Below are 16274 nucleotides of genomic sequence, written 5' to 3' on the forward strand. Positions count from 1 at the left end.
TAATCCGTAAATTACTGCTATAAGAGTAATTTACGGAGTGCCGGAATATTTTCCGCAATATGATCTGCTCCGGCATCTGAAAGTTCTTTATAATCTCCGAAGCCGTATAAGACGCCGATAGAGTCGATCCCTACGTTTTTGGCTCCGATGATATCGTGTTTCCGATCGCCTATCATCACAACAGACTCCAGATTGGTTATTTGATTGGATTGTAAGATATAGTTGATCACATCTGTTTTTGTGTGAAGAGAGCCATCCAGGCCACTACCGGCAACAAAAGAAAAATAGTCGCTCAACCCGAAATGATCGAGGATACGTTTGGCAAATATTTCCGGCTTGGAAGTAGCCAGTATCACAGTTCTACCGTTTTTTTGTGCATCTGCTAGTAGTTCTTCGATTCCCGGATATAATTCATTTTCCAGAATGCCTTTGTCGGCATATCTTTCCCTGTATTTGGCAACGGCAACGGTCGCCTGTTCATCCGTGAAGTTGTAAAAGTCTTTGAACGAATCCAGAAGAGGCGGTCCGATAAAAGGGGATAATTCCCGTAGGTCGTTTACCTGAATACCAAAATAATTTAATGCATATGCAACGCATCGGGTGATTCCGGTCTCTGAGTCGGTAATGGTACCGTCGAGGTCAAAAAGAAGATATTTATATTGTTTCATTTTTATCCTATTTGTATGTTACTTTTCTCTTGATAGAAAAGTAACCAAAAGATCAAGGCTTAATCGGCTTCACTGCTTCGGTGAAAGACTCTGCTGAAAAATCCGAAACTCGCTACGCTCAGACAACGGATTTTTTTAATCGCTTCGTCTTCCCCCTTCGCGGACGTTCACCCGTTTAGGCCTTTCCCAGGAAGCTCCGCTTCCTCTTAGGATTGCCGACACTGATAATTATATACTATGAACAGTACTTTCTGTTTTAACAGGCAGTGTCGGCAATCACAAAAGAACGCTTTGCGTTCTATGAAAGGCCTCAGCTGGTGAGCGTAAAGCGCAGCATCCGGAGAGAGCGTCCGGAGCATCCGTTGTTTGAGCGCAGCGAGTTTCGGAGGCGACAGCGAACGCAGGATGCGGAGTAGCGAGGCAGGTGTAGCCTTGATCTTTTGGCTACTTTTCCATCAAGGGAAAAGTAGGTTTAATTATTTTTTAGAAGCCCAAACCATTCCATCCTGTCTGATATGCCATACATTTCCATCTGTGCCGGGTAATGTGATTTCATACATGGAAGGAGTGTTGAACAGGCTGATCTGTTTGGCTTGTTCTGCCGGACATAATTCTTCCGGTTTGAGAGCCGCTACGGAAGGAGCATACTCACCGAATGTCGCAGCATACTCATTCTGACGGTAATACAGGTTGCGCAGAAGCCACTTCACTTCATCGTTCGGGTCTGTAACAAACGGAGTTTCTCCGGTTCCCGCAACCTTATCGGATATCTGTACAAATCCCCAGTATTCCGGCATGTGGATATTGATCACTCCGGTCGGAGCCCATACCCAGTTATATTCACGTATTTTGTCTTCACCTTTAATGGGGACTTTTACGTACTTGCCATCCTGTACCTCTGTAGTCCATTCCACACGTGAGAAGTTTGTACGGATATGTTCACCGTCGACAGGTCCTTTTTTACCTCTCGCTACCTGATAGATCGATGACCAGGGGATAAATACTTCTACGCTCCAGGATTTGTCGGTGTCTTTCGGGTTATTTAATGTGCCATCCACGTAGACGGCCGATTTCATACCGGCAAATTCCCAGTTGTTCAATACTTGCGGATTGTCACGGTAGGGTTTGCTCAGGAACAGATCCCATTCTGTGCCTAACGCATTTACCTCATATTCCAGGTAATTATGTGTATCGTTTGTCGGATTGAGGAATATTTCAAAGTCGTTATCCTGATAGATTACGGCATCATGTTCTGTGATCGTAGCCCATACATGAGGCTCTTCCATCAGGACGGCAAAATACATACCATTGTCATCGTAAGTCATTTTAGCCCGTGTCTGCAAAAGTGGTTTGGGGCGTTTGTCTCCTTCGATGTCTACAAACTCGGTTGTCCAGGGAATAGCATCCCATTCTTCGGGAGACAGTTTACCGTCTATCTTGATCGGAGCCGGAGCTTTGTAGCATACATACGTCGGAGGATTGTAAGGAGCCTGCGGCGTGTAAGTGATCTCTTTTCCTTTCTCCTGTGGCGCTTGTGCACAAGAAAGGAGTAACAATGCTACCATGGGTGCAGTAAAAACTGTTTTCTTCATTTGTTGTTTAATTTAGTATGTTTATTCTGATTCTCTCTGATTATTTGTTGACTTTTGTATTATTTCGATAGCAGCTCCCAGCCATGTATCTATATCATCCGGGTAATGTTGGGCGGTACGTGTATCGCTGCGTTTATGCCCCAGGCGTACGACGACGGCATTCAATTTCGGAATGGCAAAGACATATTGCCCGAGAATTCCTCGCATGTAAGGGATTTCCATATCCTTGTAAGTCAGGTGCCAGAACTGGAAGCCGTAGCAGTGGTTCGTTTCATTGTACTCTTTGAATATCAGATTAGTGTCGGGAGTCGTAGCTTCTTTTATATAGGATTCGGAAACGAGTTGTTTTCCGTTCCAGTTCCCTTTGTTTAAGATTAGTTGTCCGAAGCGGGCGAAGTCGCGGGCATTGCTGTTGAAGCAGCAATATGCTTTTTCGATACCGTCCTTTTTATCCAGACTCCAAAGAGCATCTTCTTCTGCGTTTAGCGGAGTCCATAGTTTTCTTGAAACGTATGAACTGATGTTCTCTCCGGTCGCTTTTTCTACGATAAGGGCGAGTAACTGCGTTACGCCACTCTGATAAATAAAGTGGATGCCAGGTTCTTCGATTTCTTTCATTCCCAAAGCGATCTGTTGCAGATCATCTCCGTAATACAGTTTGGTGGTGGGAGAGAAGGGGGAAGAATAGGCCTCGTCGAAGTCGACACCTGCGCTCATTGTCAGCAAATGGCGTAGCGTCAGGGCTTTGCCATTGTATCCTTTGAATTCGGGATAGAAGTCGTTGACAGGTTGGTCTACATTTTTGATGAAGCCGTCGTCTATGGCGCATCCTATAGCCAGTGAGACTATGCTTTTAGCCATGGAAAACGAGTTGCTGCGCGAGTGCGGAGAGTAATCTTCCCAGTATTGTTCGAAAAGTAAGGTGCTGTCTTTGATAATGACAAAGGCTACAGTTCCCAGATCCTCAAAAACAGGCTGGAATTTTTCCGGAACGGATAGTTTGTTGTATGCTTTCGATTCCGGCCAAGGTTGCGGGTTGCCGGCCTTCACCGTCCGGTTTTCAAAGATCGGATACTGGTCGATCTCCGGGAGCAGGTGAATAAGAGCGCGTCGCAGGTAATAATTGGAGGGCAATACCAGATAGCCTCCGATACAACATAGAGCCAGTAGTATTGCCCATCCTGTCTTTTTCATTTATTCTGAATCTTCTTTATACCAACTTGAATACATGTGGTAGTTTTTTGCAATCTTCTGGTTGATCTCTTTGGCTTGTTCCGGATCTACCTTCTTTACGAATTTAGCAGGGACACCGGCATAAATACTACCCGGTTCGACTATGGTTTTGCTCAGAACAACCGAGCCGGCAGCTACGATAGCCCCTTCACCGATCACTGCATGGTCGAGTACAACCGACCCCATTCCGATCAGGGCTCCGTTGCATATTTTGGCTCCATGTATCGTCACATTATGCCCGACCGAGACGTCATCGCCGATCTCTATAGTCGATTTTTCATATAACGTATGTAGTACGGAGCCGTCTTGTATGTTGACTCCGTTTCCTATGCGGATTGAGTTTACGTCGCCCCGGAGAACGGTTCCGAACCAGATGCTGCAACCGTCTCCTATTTCGACATCGCCGATAATAGCGGCGTTGTCTGCTAAAAATGTGTCTTTACCGATTTTCGGGGTAAAGCCTCTTACTGATTTTATTAATGCCATAATTTTATAGTTGACAATTGATTAAATTTCTGTTGTTTTCTCTTTTAACCACGCTTTTTCATCTTCATTCAGATGTGGGCTTAACAAGTCGTACACCATCTGGTGATATTTGTTTATCCAGGCACGTTCTCTGACTGACAACATCGGGACAATGATCAGTTTTGTGTCTATATAGCACAAAGTGAGTGTGTCGAATCCGTAGAATTTACCGTATTCCGTTTCGCTGTCTTCACGGACAAGCACCATATTCTCTGTCCGGATACCGTATTCTCCGGTCCGGTACATGGCCGGTTCATCACTGATCACCATACCCGGTTTCAGAGGTATGGGATTTGCCTCCATACGGATACTCTGAGGACCTTCATGTACGTTCAGACAATGACCGATCCCGTGACCTGTTCCGTGCAGGTAGTTAATGCCTGCATCCCATAATGCTTTCCGGGCGAGAATATCCAGTTGTACGCCTTTCGCTCCTGCAGGGAATTTGCATTTGGCAATTCCGATCGTTCCTTTTAATACACGGGTAAAATCTTTTTTCATTTGCTCCGTCGGTTCTCCCAGGGCGATTGTACGGGTGATATCGGTAGTCCCGTCCAGATATTGGGCGCCGGAGTCCATCAGAAGCATATTGTCCGCTTTTATTTCCGCGTCGGTTTCTGGTGTGGCTGCATAATGGACAATTGCTCCGTGGGCAGCATATCCGCAGATCGTTTCAAAACTGTCCATGATATACTGCGGTTGTTCGGCTCGTAAAGCCGTTAGTTTGTCGGATGCGCTGAGTTCGGTTACTTTTTCTCCTGCAGCTAATTTCTTTTCCAGCCAAATGTAGAAACGGGTCAATGCAATACCGTCTTTTACTACGGCATTGCGGAATCCTTTTATTTCAGTTTCGTTCTTGATACTTTTCAGGTGGTTTGCCGGTGTGATGTCTTCAACGATGGTACATCCTTTGGGCAGTGCATTGTAAAGCGACAGGTTTGTTTTTGCCGGGTCGATGAATACGGAACTCTTTTCCGGAAGCCGGGAAAGATATTTTTGTATCATCGTATAGTCGGCGAGGACCACTCCTTCTTTTTTTAGATGTTCGGCTGCTTCTGCCGTGATCTTTCCGGGATTGATGAAAAGTACACTTTCGTCTTCGGATACAAATGCGTAACTGATTACGACAGGATTGTACGTAACATCTGTCCCGCGTATATTGAATGTCCAGGCAACTTCATCGAGGGCGGCAATGATAAGGCTGTCGGCACCTTGTTTGCGTAATAGGTTGTTGATCTCATCCAGCTTTTCACGAACCGATTTTCCACTCAGTTCTACCGGCATTTCGAATAACGGATTGCCGGGGATAGCCGGTCGGTCTTTCCATACAAGGTCGATCAGGTCGTAAGATGCTTCCAGTTTGATCCCTTTCCGATTTAGCGTTCTTTCCAGTTGGGTGGCATCGGCAACACTGTAGGTTTGTCCGTCCAGTCCGACCGTTTGCCCGTTCTGCATTTCATGCAGCAGAAAGTCCGGGATTGTCGGAGTTTCCGGTAAGGCCATCTTATATAGTTCGATACCGGAGCCTTCCAGTTGAATACCAGCTTGTAAAAAATAGCGGGAATCAGTCCATAACCCGGCTTTATCGGCCGTTATGACCACTGTGCCGGCAGAACCGTCAAATCCTGATATCCATTCACGCGATTTCCAGCGGTCGGCAGGATATTCGCTCAGATGCGGATCTGAACTGGGGATGATGTAAGCATCTATATTTTTTTCTTTCATTGCCTCTCTAAGCGCGGCAATACGTTCCGGAATGTTTGTTTTCATCGCATTATTGTTTTAGTCAACATTACTATTGGCAAAGTTAATAAAATATCGGAGAAACCCTTTTCTTCACTTGGGAAATACCTGTATATTCTGAGCTATAAGTTGTGACATTTACTGAATATTTAATTTGCAAACAAAGAAGTTGGGGGAAGTATTGGAAGTGAAACCGCTGTTTGGGGTGTATTATTTGTTTTGCGATAAGTATATTTAGATAATATGTAATAGGGGTTTTTGTGCATTGAATGTCTTAAATATAAAGAATGTTACTGACGGGTAGCAGGGCAAGCCAATAAAGAAAAGTGCAGGTCGCATTCGTTTCTATGGCAGAAGGATAGGTAATTTTAAATAAAAATAATATATTTGTTGGACTTTACTTAATCGAATGATCATGAAAAGGATATTGTTTGTTTTGAGTGTAGTGGCTCTGTTTAGTTTGAGCTCCTGTTCTTCGTACTATTATTCTGTTTTGGAATCGAATGATACGATAGGTGAGAAGAATGGTAACAGAGATTTTGTCATAGAAAATGACAGTGTGTTTATTTCTTATTGTTTTTACGGTGAAGATGCACCTATATCTATAACTGTGTACAACAAGATGGATGAGCCACTGTTTGTGGACTGGCAACGTTCTGCCTTGATAATCGACGATGTGGCTACCAGTTATTATCAGGAAAAAGCACCTATTCAGGGGCAGACTGAATCCAGTTATTCCGGAGATGCATATAGATGGAACAGAAATTACAGCATAACAGATGGTTATTCCGCAGGTTCGTTTGCCGGGGAGATCGCATTGCCTAAAGGGGTAAGTTTTATTCCTCCGAAATCGAAAGTGGAATCTACACCTTTGAGGTTGTCGAATTTCCCATTTGACCGGATTCCGAAAGATCAGTATACCAGACAGAAATTTGCTAAGTCTAATTCCAGTGTGGTAACTGTAAGAGTGAAAAAATTTACAGAGGAAGATACTCCTTTGGCTTTCAGAAGTTATTTAAGTCTTTATACGGCAGATCAGGATAATGGAAAAAGAAAATACTCTACTTTTGAAAGTAGTTTTTATGTTTCCCAATTGATAAAGACCGGAAATGTATCACCGGCTTCTTTCGATGCAGGGAAAAAACAGGCCGGAGACTTTTTCTATGTACATAACGTGAAGGGGGCCGATGCCGGATTGATTGTCGGTGCTGTTGCTATCGGAGCTGCAGGTATTGTCATTGAATCGACGTTAACTCCTAATTCATATTGATTTGCCTGAAGGAGAGTTGAAAAAAATGGAGGATATGAGGAAGTGGATATTTTTAGTTTATGCATGTGGAATCCTGTTTGGGTTAAGCAGCTGTTCATCTTATTATTATTCGACACTGGCCTCTAATGACCGGTCCGGAAGTTATAATGTCAATAATGACTTTGTGATCGAGAATGATAGCGTGTGCATTATCTATAGTTTTTACGGAGAGGATGGTCCCGTTTCGGTTATTATTCAAAATAAGCTGGATGAGCCTTTATTTGTCGATTGGGAGCGTTCAGCTTTAATAGTAAACGGGAGAGCTACGAGTTACTGTAAGGACGCTGTTCCTATTGAAGGAGTTACCGAGTCTTCTTCATATGGGAGCACCTATAACTGGGATCGGCAGTACGGCTCGGTAAGCAGTCGTTCGCGTGGTACTTTCTCCGGAGAGATGCAGGTTCCTAAAGGGATCGAGTTTGTACCACCCCGTGCCCAGATCGAATCATCCGATCTGACATTGAATAAATTGGTTTTCGATATAATATCACGTGAAGAGCTGATCGACCAGCGTTTTGCAAAAGCGGACGGTAGTCATGCCCGTTTGAAAGCAAAAAAATTCAGGGAAAGTAATAGTCCTTTACAGTTAAGAAGTTTTCTTGCTTTTTTTACCGGAGGAGAAAATGGACGGGAACGTCATTATTCTTATTATGAGACTTCTTTCTATTTGTCAGAATTGGTAAAAGCGGGTAATCTGGCCCCCTCTAACTTTCAGGCCTGGCGGGATGAGTCCGGAAATTTTTTCTATAATTGCGATTATAGAAGTAGACGCATCGGATGGATTTGGGGGGCGGTGGCTTTGGGTGCTGCCGGATTGACTACCGTTATATTGCTGGCAACAAAAACACCGTCGCTTGATATGCCCGATATGCCTCATTTTTAACTTATGATGAAAAATATAACTGATTTGAAAACTGTCCGTCTCAGTGATGACCTGAATGCTGTCGTGATTCTGGACCAAACCCGGTTGCCTGCTGAAGAGTGTTATTTGGAGTTGTCTTCGGCAGAGGAAATATGGGATGCGATTTACAAGTTGAAAGTACGTGGTGCGCCTGCTATAGGAGTAGCTGCTGCTTATGGGATATATGTGTGCAGCAGACTGATTCAGGCCGGATCGTTTGATGAGTTTTATACGGAGTTTCACCGTATTAAGAATTATCTGGCAGGTGCTCGTCCTACGGCTGTCAATCTGGTCGCCGCTCTGGAGCGGATGGAGAAAGTTGTGCTGAATAATGTTTCGGCAACGGTGCCTGACCTGGTAGAGTTACTACATGGGGAGGCGATGGCCATTCGTGAGGAAGATGCAGCTGCATGTCGGCGTATCGGTGAATATGGCTTGTCGCTGTTGCGTCCGGGAATGGGGATTCTGACCCATTGTAATGCCGGACATCTGGCTGTTTCCGAATATGGGACGGCGCTGGCACCCATTTATCTGGGAGAGGAGAGAGGCTATGGCTTCAAGGTTTTTGCTGATGAAACCCGTCCGTTGCTGCAGGGAGCACGGCTCACTGCTTATGAATTGCATCGGGCTGGAGTAGACGTTACGCTTATCTGTGATAATATGGCTTCGTCTGTTATGCAGAAAGGGTGGGTGCAAGCTGTTCTTGTCGGTTGCGACCGGATCGCAGCTAATGGCGATGTTGCGAATAAGATTGGAACATCGGGTGTGGCTATACTTGCTCGTCATTATGGTATTCCTTTTTATGTTTTGGGACCTACTTCAACGATCGATATGCAATGTCCCGATGGGAAATCCATTGTTATTGAGGAGCGCGATCCTGATGAAATAACAAAAATGTGGTATATACATCGTATGGCACCAAAAGATGTAAAAACATTTAATCCGGCTTTTGATGTGACACCCTATGAATTAATTACTGCAATCATTACGGAAAAAGGTATTTTTAATCCGGTAGATGGAGGAATTGAGTAATAGTGGATAATTCAGTATGGCTATAAGTGGGAACGCAGTGTTTTCAATGCCTCCGTCAGTTTCTTTTTAGTAACCTATTTGTGTTATAGTCAGTGTCTTGTGGAATTTTGTTAAGCGATAGAAATGGAGTAGAAAAAGAGATCTGTTTTCTGTTGAATTCAAAGAAAAATATTCTTTATGTAGAATAAGAAGACATATAAGTCTTTAATTGAATTTGATAAAAGTAACCTATTAGAGTAGTAGTATATTAATCTGTTTCAGGTTGTCAACGCAAGTGTATTGTTGATAATTAAGCCTTGAAATTCTTCTTATTTGTAGTTCTGCCAGAACTATGTCCTCCGTGTGCAAATGTACGAACTAAATTTATAAAAAACAAAGCAATAAATGCAAATTTATTTGTTTTGTTTGCTGATTTGTGCGTTAAATTTTGTTGTACAGACGTGTTCCCGTGTTAGTAGAGATGTTTTGTATCCAATTCCTGGTATTTTAGATTAAACTTGCTTGAATCAGTCCACATTTATATTAAAAACATTCCAATTTAATAGCGTAAATTATTTATTCATTTTGATAATCAGAATGTGTGATAAGCAATCACCATAGTTCTGGCAGGACTCGATGCCAATGTGAAAAATTGAAAAACAAAATAGCCGGATAAAGTTTCTTCAATGTGAATGTATTGTTAACCTATTAAAAAAATGTCTATGAGTGGATAAAATTAAACCCGGATTATTGCAGTATGTAATACTGAAACAGAAAGTTATACCTAAATATCTAAAGTAATCAATTATGACAATTTATTTCAAACCCAAGAGATTTGTTACCAAGAATGTACCATCTCTTATGCTAAGTTGTTTACTTATCTTCATTTTTTCTTGTTCAGATGATAAGACGAAGACTAATGGAAGTGGACAACCCTATGATCCGAATACTCCTGTCAAACTGGAAACATTTTATCCCGATTCGGGAGGAATGGCAACCAAGATGATCATTAAAGGTACGAATTTCGGTACAGATCCGGAAGCGATAAAAGTATATTATAATACCAAAAAGGCGGCAGTTGTACGTGCCTCCGGTAATATGCTTTATGTAATTACTCCGAGGCAACCCGGAGCAGAATGTCAAATTTCTGTGGTTGTAGGAAAAGACTCTCTTACTTTTGAAAATACATTTTCTTATACAACACAAACTACTGTTTCTACTATAGCCGGAAAACCGGTGGGAGGTGATGATGGGCATGGAGAGATGATTGATGGAACATTGGCTGAGGCTTCCTTTGATCAACCCTGGTTCTTATGCGTGGATGCTGAGAAAAATATTTTTGTCAGCGAACGTCTTGGACATGCAGTTCGCCAGATTAATGAAGAAAAGAATGTAGTCAGTACATTGGTTAAGGGTTCAGGAAACTGTCCGTATCCTAATGCCTCTGCCACGGATGCAGAAGGCAAAACTGTTTTTGTAGCTTTAGACCAAGGTTCCCAGGGATTGATAGAGTTTGATCCTGAAACTCAGTGGGCCCCTAAAAGAATTAAACCCAGGGCTAAGGAAGGTACTCCTGCGTTTACACTGGACTGGATGCATTCGGTCGCTCCTAATATAAATGACGGGTTAATCTATACACGTGCTTATAACGGGCAACTGGTTCGCTTTGACCCGAGAACAAAATCTGCAGAAAAGTTGGACGAAGGCTTGTTGAGTAGTTCCGATAGCTTTGTTAGTTTTGATACCCTTGAACCTGATATGTTGTATATCTGCTATTCGGCTAAACATTGTATATATAGTTATAACATCAAAACAAAAGAACATGAACTTTATGCCGGTGTTCAAAATGAAAAGGGATGGCAGGATGGAGAACGGGAAGATGCCATGTTTAATGATCCGAAACAAATCTGCTTTGATGAAGACGGGGTGATGTATATCGCTGATGCCGGAAATCATGTAATAAGAAAAATCACACGTGATGGTGTGGTAAGTACTGTCATTGGTATTGCCGGTGTAAAAGGATATGTGGATGGTTCACCGGAAGATGCTTTATTTCAATATCCTACAGGGGTGGCTATCGACAAAGAGGGTACTATTTATGTCGGCGATGCAAGGAATAATTGTGTTCGTAAATTGGCTATAGAATAATCTAATAATTAAAACAAGTTTAAAATTGATGATATGAAAAAACTCTTCATCATACATATGTTGCTATGGTGTGCTATGGTTATGGTCGCACAGAAGCAAACATTTACGATACAAGGAACAATTATTGATCCGTCATTCAATAATGAACCGCTATCCGGGGTGAATGTCTATTTGAAAGATCGTCCGGGTGTTGGTACGGCTTCGGATATAGACGGTAAATTTTTTGTAAAGGCCAGCAAAGGAGATGTGATTGTTTTTACCTATCTGGGATATGATAATTTTGAATATCAGGTAGTAAAAGATGAAAAGAATCTGGTTGTCAAAATGGTGACTTCATCGGTTCAGTTGGAGGAGGCCGTTGTTACTGCCATGGGGAGTAAGCAACGAAAAATTAGTGTGCTTAGTGCTGTTTCAACTGTCGATACAAAAGATTTGCAAGTACCGTCTACTTCAATCAACAACATGCTGGGAGGTAGAGTTGCCGGAGTTATATCTTTACAAAGTAGTGGAGAACCAGGCAAAAATATATCGGAATTCTGGGTTCGTGGTATGAGTACTTTCGGTGCTAACAGTAGTGCTTTGGTACTTATTGATGGGTTGGAAGGCGATTTGAGTCATATAGAACCTGCTGATATTGAAAGTTTTTCTATTCTAAAGGATGCCTCTGCAACAGCAGTGTATGGGGTTAGAGGTGCTAATGGGGTTGTATTGGTGACAACCAAACGTGGAACGGTGGACCGTTTGAGAATTACAGCACGTGCAAATTTAACGGTATCTACATTGAAGCGCTTACCAGAATACTTGGGAGCTTATGATTATGCAAAATTAGCCAATGAAGCCCGGGTAGTATCAGGGTCTACTCCATTATATTCACCGATGGAAATGGATTTGATCAAATACCAACTTGATCCGGATTTATATCCTGACGTAAATTGGCAGAATGAGGTATTGAATAAGACTTCTTTACAGCAAACTTATTATATCAATGCACAAGGAGGAGGTAGTATTGCCCGTTATTTCATTAGTTTGGGAATGTCCGATGAAGGCGCAGCCTATAAACAGGATAAGAATAGTAAATATAAGGCCGGTTCCGGATATAATACATATAATTATAGAACAAATCTGGATGTTAATGTGACAAAAACAACCCAGGTCTATTTGGGACTTGACGGAACTTTGACTTCCAAAAAAGAACCGGGTATGGCGAATACCGATTATTTGTGGTATGCGCAAGCTGCTCTGACTCCGCTTACGATTCCTACTAAATATTCTAATGGTATGTTACCGGCTTATGGAACAGGTAGCCAGTACTCTCCTTATGTGATGTTGAACCATACGGGGATGAAAACATCTGAGACTTACTCCAATATGGTGACGCTTGCTTTAACTCAGGATTTTTCACCGATATTGAAGGGGTTGAAAGTGAAAATACAGGGTGCTTTAAATAATAAGAGTTACTATGATGAAACACGTTATGTTTTGCCCGATATGTATTATGCAGTGGGGCGTTCCACCGACGGGGAGTTAAAACTGGTAAAGAAAATCAATTCCGAAGCGGCTATGTTTGGTAATTATCAGAGACAATGGCGCAAATACCATTTTGAAGCGAATGTGAATTATGAAAATATGATCGGTGACGATCATCGTTTTACTGGGTTACTCTACTACTATATGAGTGATGAGAAAGACACATACAATGTAAACACAAGCATGGATGCGATACCTAAAAGGTATCAAGGGTTGTCCGGACGTGTGACATATGGTTTTAAAGATACCTATTTCGTTGATGCTAACTTTGGTTATACCGGCTCTGAAAATTTCCGTCCGGGACAACAATTCGGTTTCTTTCCTTCCGGTGCGGTCGGATGGGTTCCGACAAACTATGATTTTATGAAAAAAACTTTGCCTTGGTTGAACTTCCTGAAATTCAGATTCTCTTACGGGCAAGTAGGTAACGACCGTATTTCAGATAAACGATTTCCTTATTTGACTATTATCAATTCGACAGCCAATACAGGGTGGGGAAGTCGTTACTCCTGGGGGGTAAACGAGTCGATTGTCGGTGCGGATAATCTGGCTTGGGAAAAATCAACCAAAGCAGACTTAGGTATTGAAGGTCGTTTGTTTGATGAACGTGTGAATTTTGTTGTGGACTTCTTTAATGACCAACGCGAAGGTATTTTCCAACAGCGTACCCAGGTTCCTGATTTTGCGGGCATTATAACGATGCCTTTTGGTAATGTCGGACGTATGAGAAGTTATGGATCTGATGGGAATATTTCTTATACACAAACGTTTGGTAAGGACTTTACTTTTACGGTTCGTGGAAACTTTACCTATTCAACAAATGATGTTCAAGATTGGGAGCAGGCATATCCTAAATACGAATATCAACGTATTGCCGGTAATCCATTGAATATACAGAGAGGGTATATTGCTTTAGGGTTATTCAAGGATGATCAGGATGTGGCAAGTAGTCCTGCCCAGTTCGGTACGGTTCGCCCGGGTGATATCAAATATAAAGATGTTAATGGAGATGGAAAAATAACGACAGACGATAAAGTGCCGTTATCTTTTTCTGATTATCCACGTTTGATGTATGGTTTTGGGGGTGAGTTTAGGTATAAAAATCTGACCTTATCGGTGTTATTTAAAGGAACTGGTAATACGGACTATTATAAAGCAGGTTTACCTGACGGATATGGTAATTATGATGTATATGAAATGGGATATATACCGTTCCATAAAGCCGTGGTGGGTAATGTTCCGGCATTGGCTGGTATCCAGGGAAACCGATGGACTCCAGCCTGGTATTCGGGAGATCCGTCTACAGAAAATCCGGATGCTATGTTTCCTCGTCTGACCTATGGAAAGAATGAGAATAATACACAAGTTTCGACTTTCTGGAAAGGTAATTCCAAATATTTGCGTTTACAGGAAATAAGTCTGACCTATAACCTGAAGTCTTTAGGCTGGTTGAATAATGTCGGGATTTCTTCCGTAGACCTGCAATTGGTCGGGTATAATCTTTGTGTCTGGGATAAAGTAAAGACGGTAGATCCGGAACAAGCTGGTAAAAACGGGAATGTTTATCCCATACCGGCCAGATATGCGATACAAATGTATGTTAATTTCTAAAAAAAAACAGGATATGAGATATTTAAGATATTTGAAACATTTAATCATTGCTGCTTTTATTGCTTTGTATTGTTCTATGAGCTCGTGTAACTATCTGAATGTAGATGATTATTTTATGGATACATTGGGATATGATTCGATCTTTCATAATAAGTTGAATTTGCAACAATATTTATGGGGTACAGCAGCTTTTTTTTATGATGAAGGGGCTATTTGGGGGAGTACGTATACGCCGGGAGTTGTCGCTTCGGATGAAGCTTTTGTTATGTGGGACCATGACGAGTATCCGGGCACGCAGTTTGTTTTGGGAAATATAAATCCGGACAATCTGATGAGTATGAATGTCTGGCCTCAAATGTATAAGATTATACGGAAAACTAATCTTATTTTTCAACGAATAGATGAGTGTAAAGATCTTACGACTTTAGAAGAGCGTGAAATATTGGGGTATGCTCATTTTATGCGTGCTTATGCTTATTATCATATACTGATGAATTTTGGTCCGGTAGTTTTGATAGGTGATGAAACACTGGAAACGAATGAGAAGCCGGAGTATTACAATCGGGAAAGAGCGACCTATGATGAGTCGGTCGATTATATTTGTGACGAGTTGGAGTTGGCTGCGAAATATATACCTTTAACTGTCTCTATGGGACAATTCGGTCGTCCTACTCGTGGAGCGGCATACGGTTTGATTGCACGTCTGCGTTTACAGCAGGCAAGTCCTTTGTTTAATGGTGGCGCAGCGGCTAAAACGCATTTCGCATCCTGGAAACGTTCGGTCGATGGAGTTGATTATGTCTCACAACAATATGACGAAAATAAATGGGCGATTGCTGCAGCTGCAGCAAAACGCGTGATAGATATGGGAGTCTATGAGTTGTATACGGTAAAACGCGATTCAACGACCATGCCGTTACCTAAGAATGTCCCTTCGGGAGATTTTCCCAATGGAGCCGGAAATATCGATCCTTTCAAATCGTATAGCGATATGTTTACGGGAGAAGCTTTGTCACAGAAAAATACAGAGTTTGTATGGGGACGTACTTCCAGTAATGTAAGAGAATATACCCGGCATGCATTTCCTATTGATAATTTAGGTGGATGGAACGGCATGGCTGTGCCTCAAAAAATTGTAGATGCGTATTATATGGTAGACGGTCGTGATATCAACGACTCGAGTGAAGAGTACCCCTATTCGGAAGTCGGATTTTCCAGTGAGAAGCAATCTTTCTCCGGTTACCAGTTGAATAATGGTGTGTATAATATGTATCTGAATAGGGAAATGCGTTTTTATGCCTCTATCGGTTTTTGTGAATGTTTTTGGCCTTGTCTTTCAACGAGTGAGAGTGGTCGTAGAAATCAGACGATCACCTATTTTAAGGGTGGAAATTCAGGAAAAGACCGTACCAACTCAGATATTCGAAACTATCCGATTACTGGTTATGTAATAAAGAAGTATATCCACAAAGATGATGCCTGGGCGGGAAATGATGCGGAGAGACTGGAAAAACCTTTCCCCATAATTCGTTATGCAGAAATTCTTATTTCTTATGTGGAGGCACTTAACAACCTGACGGGAGGACATACTATTACGGATGCTGACGGAAACAGCCGGACATTTACCAGAGATGAGAATGAAATGGCTAAATATTTTAATATGATTCGTTATCGTGCCGGGCTTCCGGGTTTGACATCAGCTGAATTATCATCCCGCGATCAAATGTTCGATCTGATAGTACGGGAAAGAATGATCGAGTTCTTGCATGAGAATCGTCGTTTCTATGATGTACGTCGCTGGGGAATTTATGAAGAGGTCGATAAAGATCCTATTGTCGGGATGGACACGGAATCGCGTAAAGACAGTTATTATGAACGTACAGTTGTAAATCATCCGATTGCCAGAAACCGTAAGGTCGAAAGAAAAATGATCTGGTTGCCTATTAGCCGTCAGGAAATAAGAAAAGTGCCGAAAATGGATCAAAATCCGGGATGGGATAATTAAT

At 42.1% G+C, this 16274-nt stretch carries 11 protein-coding genes; 6 read left to right on the plus strand and 5 right to left on the minus strand.

Going from position 1 to position 16274, the window contains the following annotated elements; genetic code table 11:
- Positions 1-17: 17 nt before the first annotated feature.
- The 5 genes from IEY67_RS14355 to IEY67_RS14375 form a co-directional block, all read right to left on the minus strand.
- Positions 18-668 (minus strand): HAD family hydrolase, encoded by a 651-nt coding sequence (locus IEY67_RS14355; protein ID WP_183672088.1) that lies wholly within the window; start codon positions 666-668, stop codon positions 18-20.
- A gap of 476 nt (positions 669-1144) precedes the next feature.
- The gene (locus tag IEY67_RS14360; RefSeq protein WP_183672089.1) at positions 1145-2260 is read right to left on the minus strand and encodes a carbohydrate-binding family 9-like protein; all 1116 of its coding nucleotides are present in this window, start codon (positions 2258-2260) and stop codon (positions 1145-1147) included.
- A 21-nt stretch (positions 2261-2281) separates the two neighbouring features.
- Positions 2282-3454 (minus strand): serine hydrolase domain-containing protein, encoded by a 1173-nt coding sequence (locus IEY67_RS14365; protein ID WP_183672090.1) that lies wholly within the window; start codon positions 3452-3454, stop codon positions 2282-2284.
- The gene (locus IEY67_RS14370; protein WP_122356296.1) at positions 3455-3979 is read right to left on the minus strand and encodes a gamma carbonic anhydrase family protein; all 525 of its coding nucleotides are present in this window, start codon (positions 3977-3979) and stop codon (positions 3455-3457) included.
- Positions 3980-4000: 21 nt separating this feature from the next.
- Complete coding sequence (locus IEY67_RS14375; RefSeq protein WP_183672091.1) at positions 4001-5788, minus strand: aminopeptidase P family protein; 1788 nt, start codon at positions 5786-5788, stop codon at positions 4001-4003.
- A gap of 388 nt (positions 5789-6176) precedes the next feature.
- Between IEY67_RS14375 and IEY67_RS14380 the strand changes: the two genes are divergently transcribed.
- From IEY67_RS14380 to IEY67_RS14405, 6 genes are all read left to right on the plus strand, one after another.
- Positions 6177-7031, plus strand: coding sequence for a hypothetical protein (locus tag IEY67_RS14380; RefSeq protein ID WP_183672092.1), 855 nt, complete (start codon positions 6177-6179; stop codon positions 7029-7031).
- Between the two features lie 34 nt (positions 7032-7065).
- Positions 7066-7953, plus strand: coding sequence for a hypothetical protein (locus tag IEY67_RS14385; RefSeq protein WP_122375112.1), 888 nt, complete (start codon positions 7066-7068; stop codon positions 7951-7953).
- Positions 7954-7956: 3 nt separating this feature from the next.
- On the plus strand, positions 7957-9003 hold the full coding sequence (gene mtnA / locus IEY67_RS14390) for an S-methyl-5-thioribose-1-phosphate isomerase (RefSeq protein ID WP_122375003.1): 1047 nt from the start codon (positions 7957-7959) through the stop codon (positions 9001-9003).
- Between the two features lie 840 nt (positions 9004-9843).
- Entirely contained in the window at positions 9844-11130 is a 1287-nt protein-coding gene (locus tag IEY67_RS14395; protein ID WP_229801076.1) for an IPT/TIG domain-containing protein, read from the plus strand.
- 33 nt (positions 11131-11163) lie between these two features.
- Positions 11164-14268 carry a SusC/RagA family TonB-linked outer membrane protein gene (locus IEY67_RS14400; protein ID WP_122375005.1) on the plus strand — a complete coding sequence of 1035 codons (3105 nt, stop codon included), beginning with the start codon at positions 11164-11166 and terminating at the stop codon, positions 14266-14268.
- 13 nt (positions 14269-14281) lie between these two features.
- Positions 14282-16273, plus strand: a complete 1992-nt coding sequence (locus IEY67_RS14405; RefSeq protein ID WP_122375113.1) for a RagB/SusD family nutrient uptake outer membrane protein — start codon at positions 14282-14284, stop codon at positions 16271-16273.
- Position 16274 lies beyond the last annotated feature (1 nt).

It is taken from the genome of Parabacteroides faecis (genome assembly GCF_014647375.1).
Lineage (GTDB): Bacteria > Bacteroidota > Bacteroidia > Bacteroidales > Tannerellaceae > Parabacteroides > Parabacteroides faecis.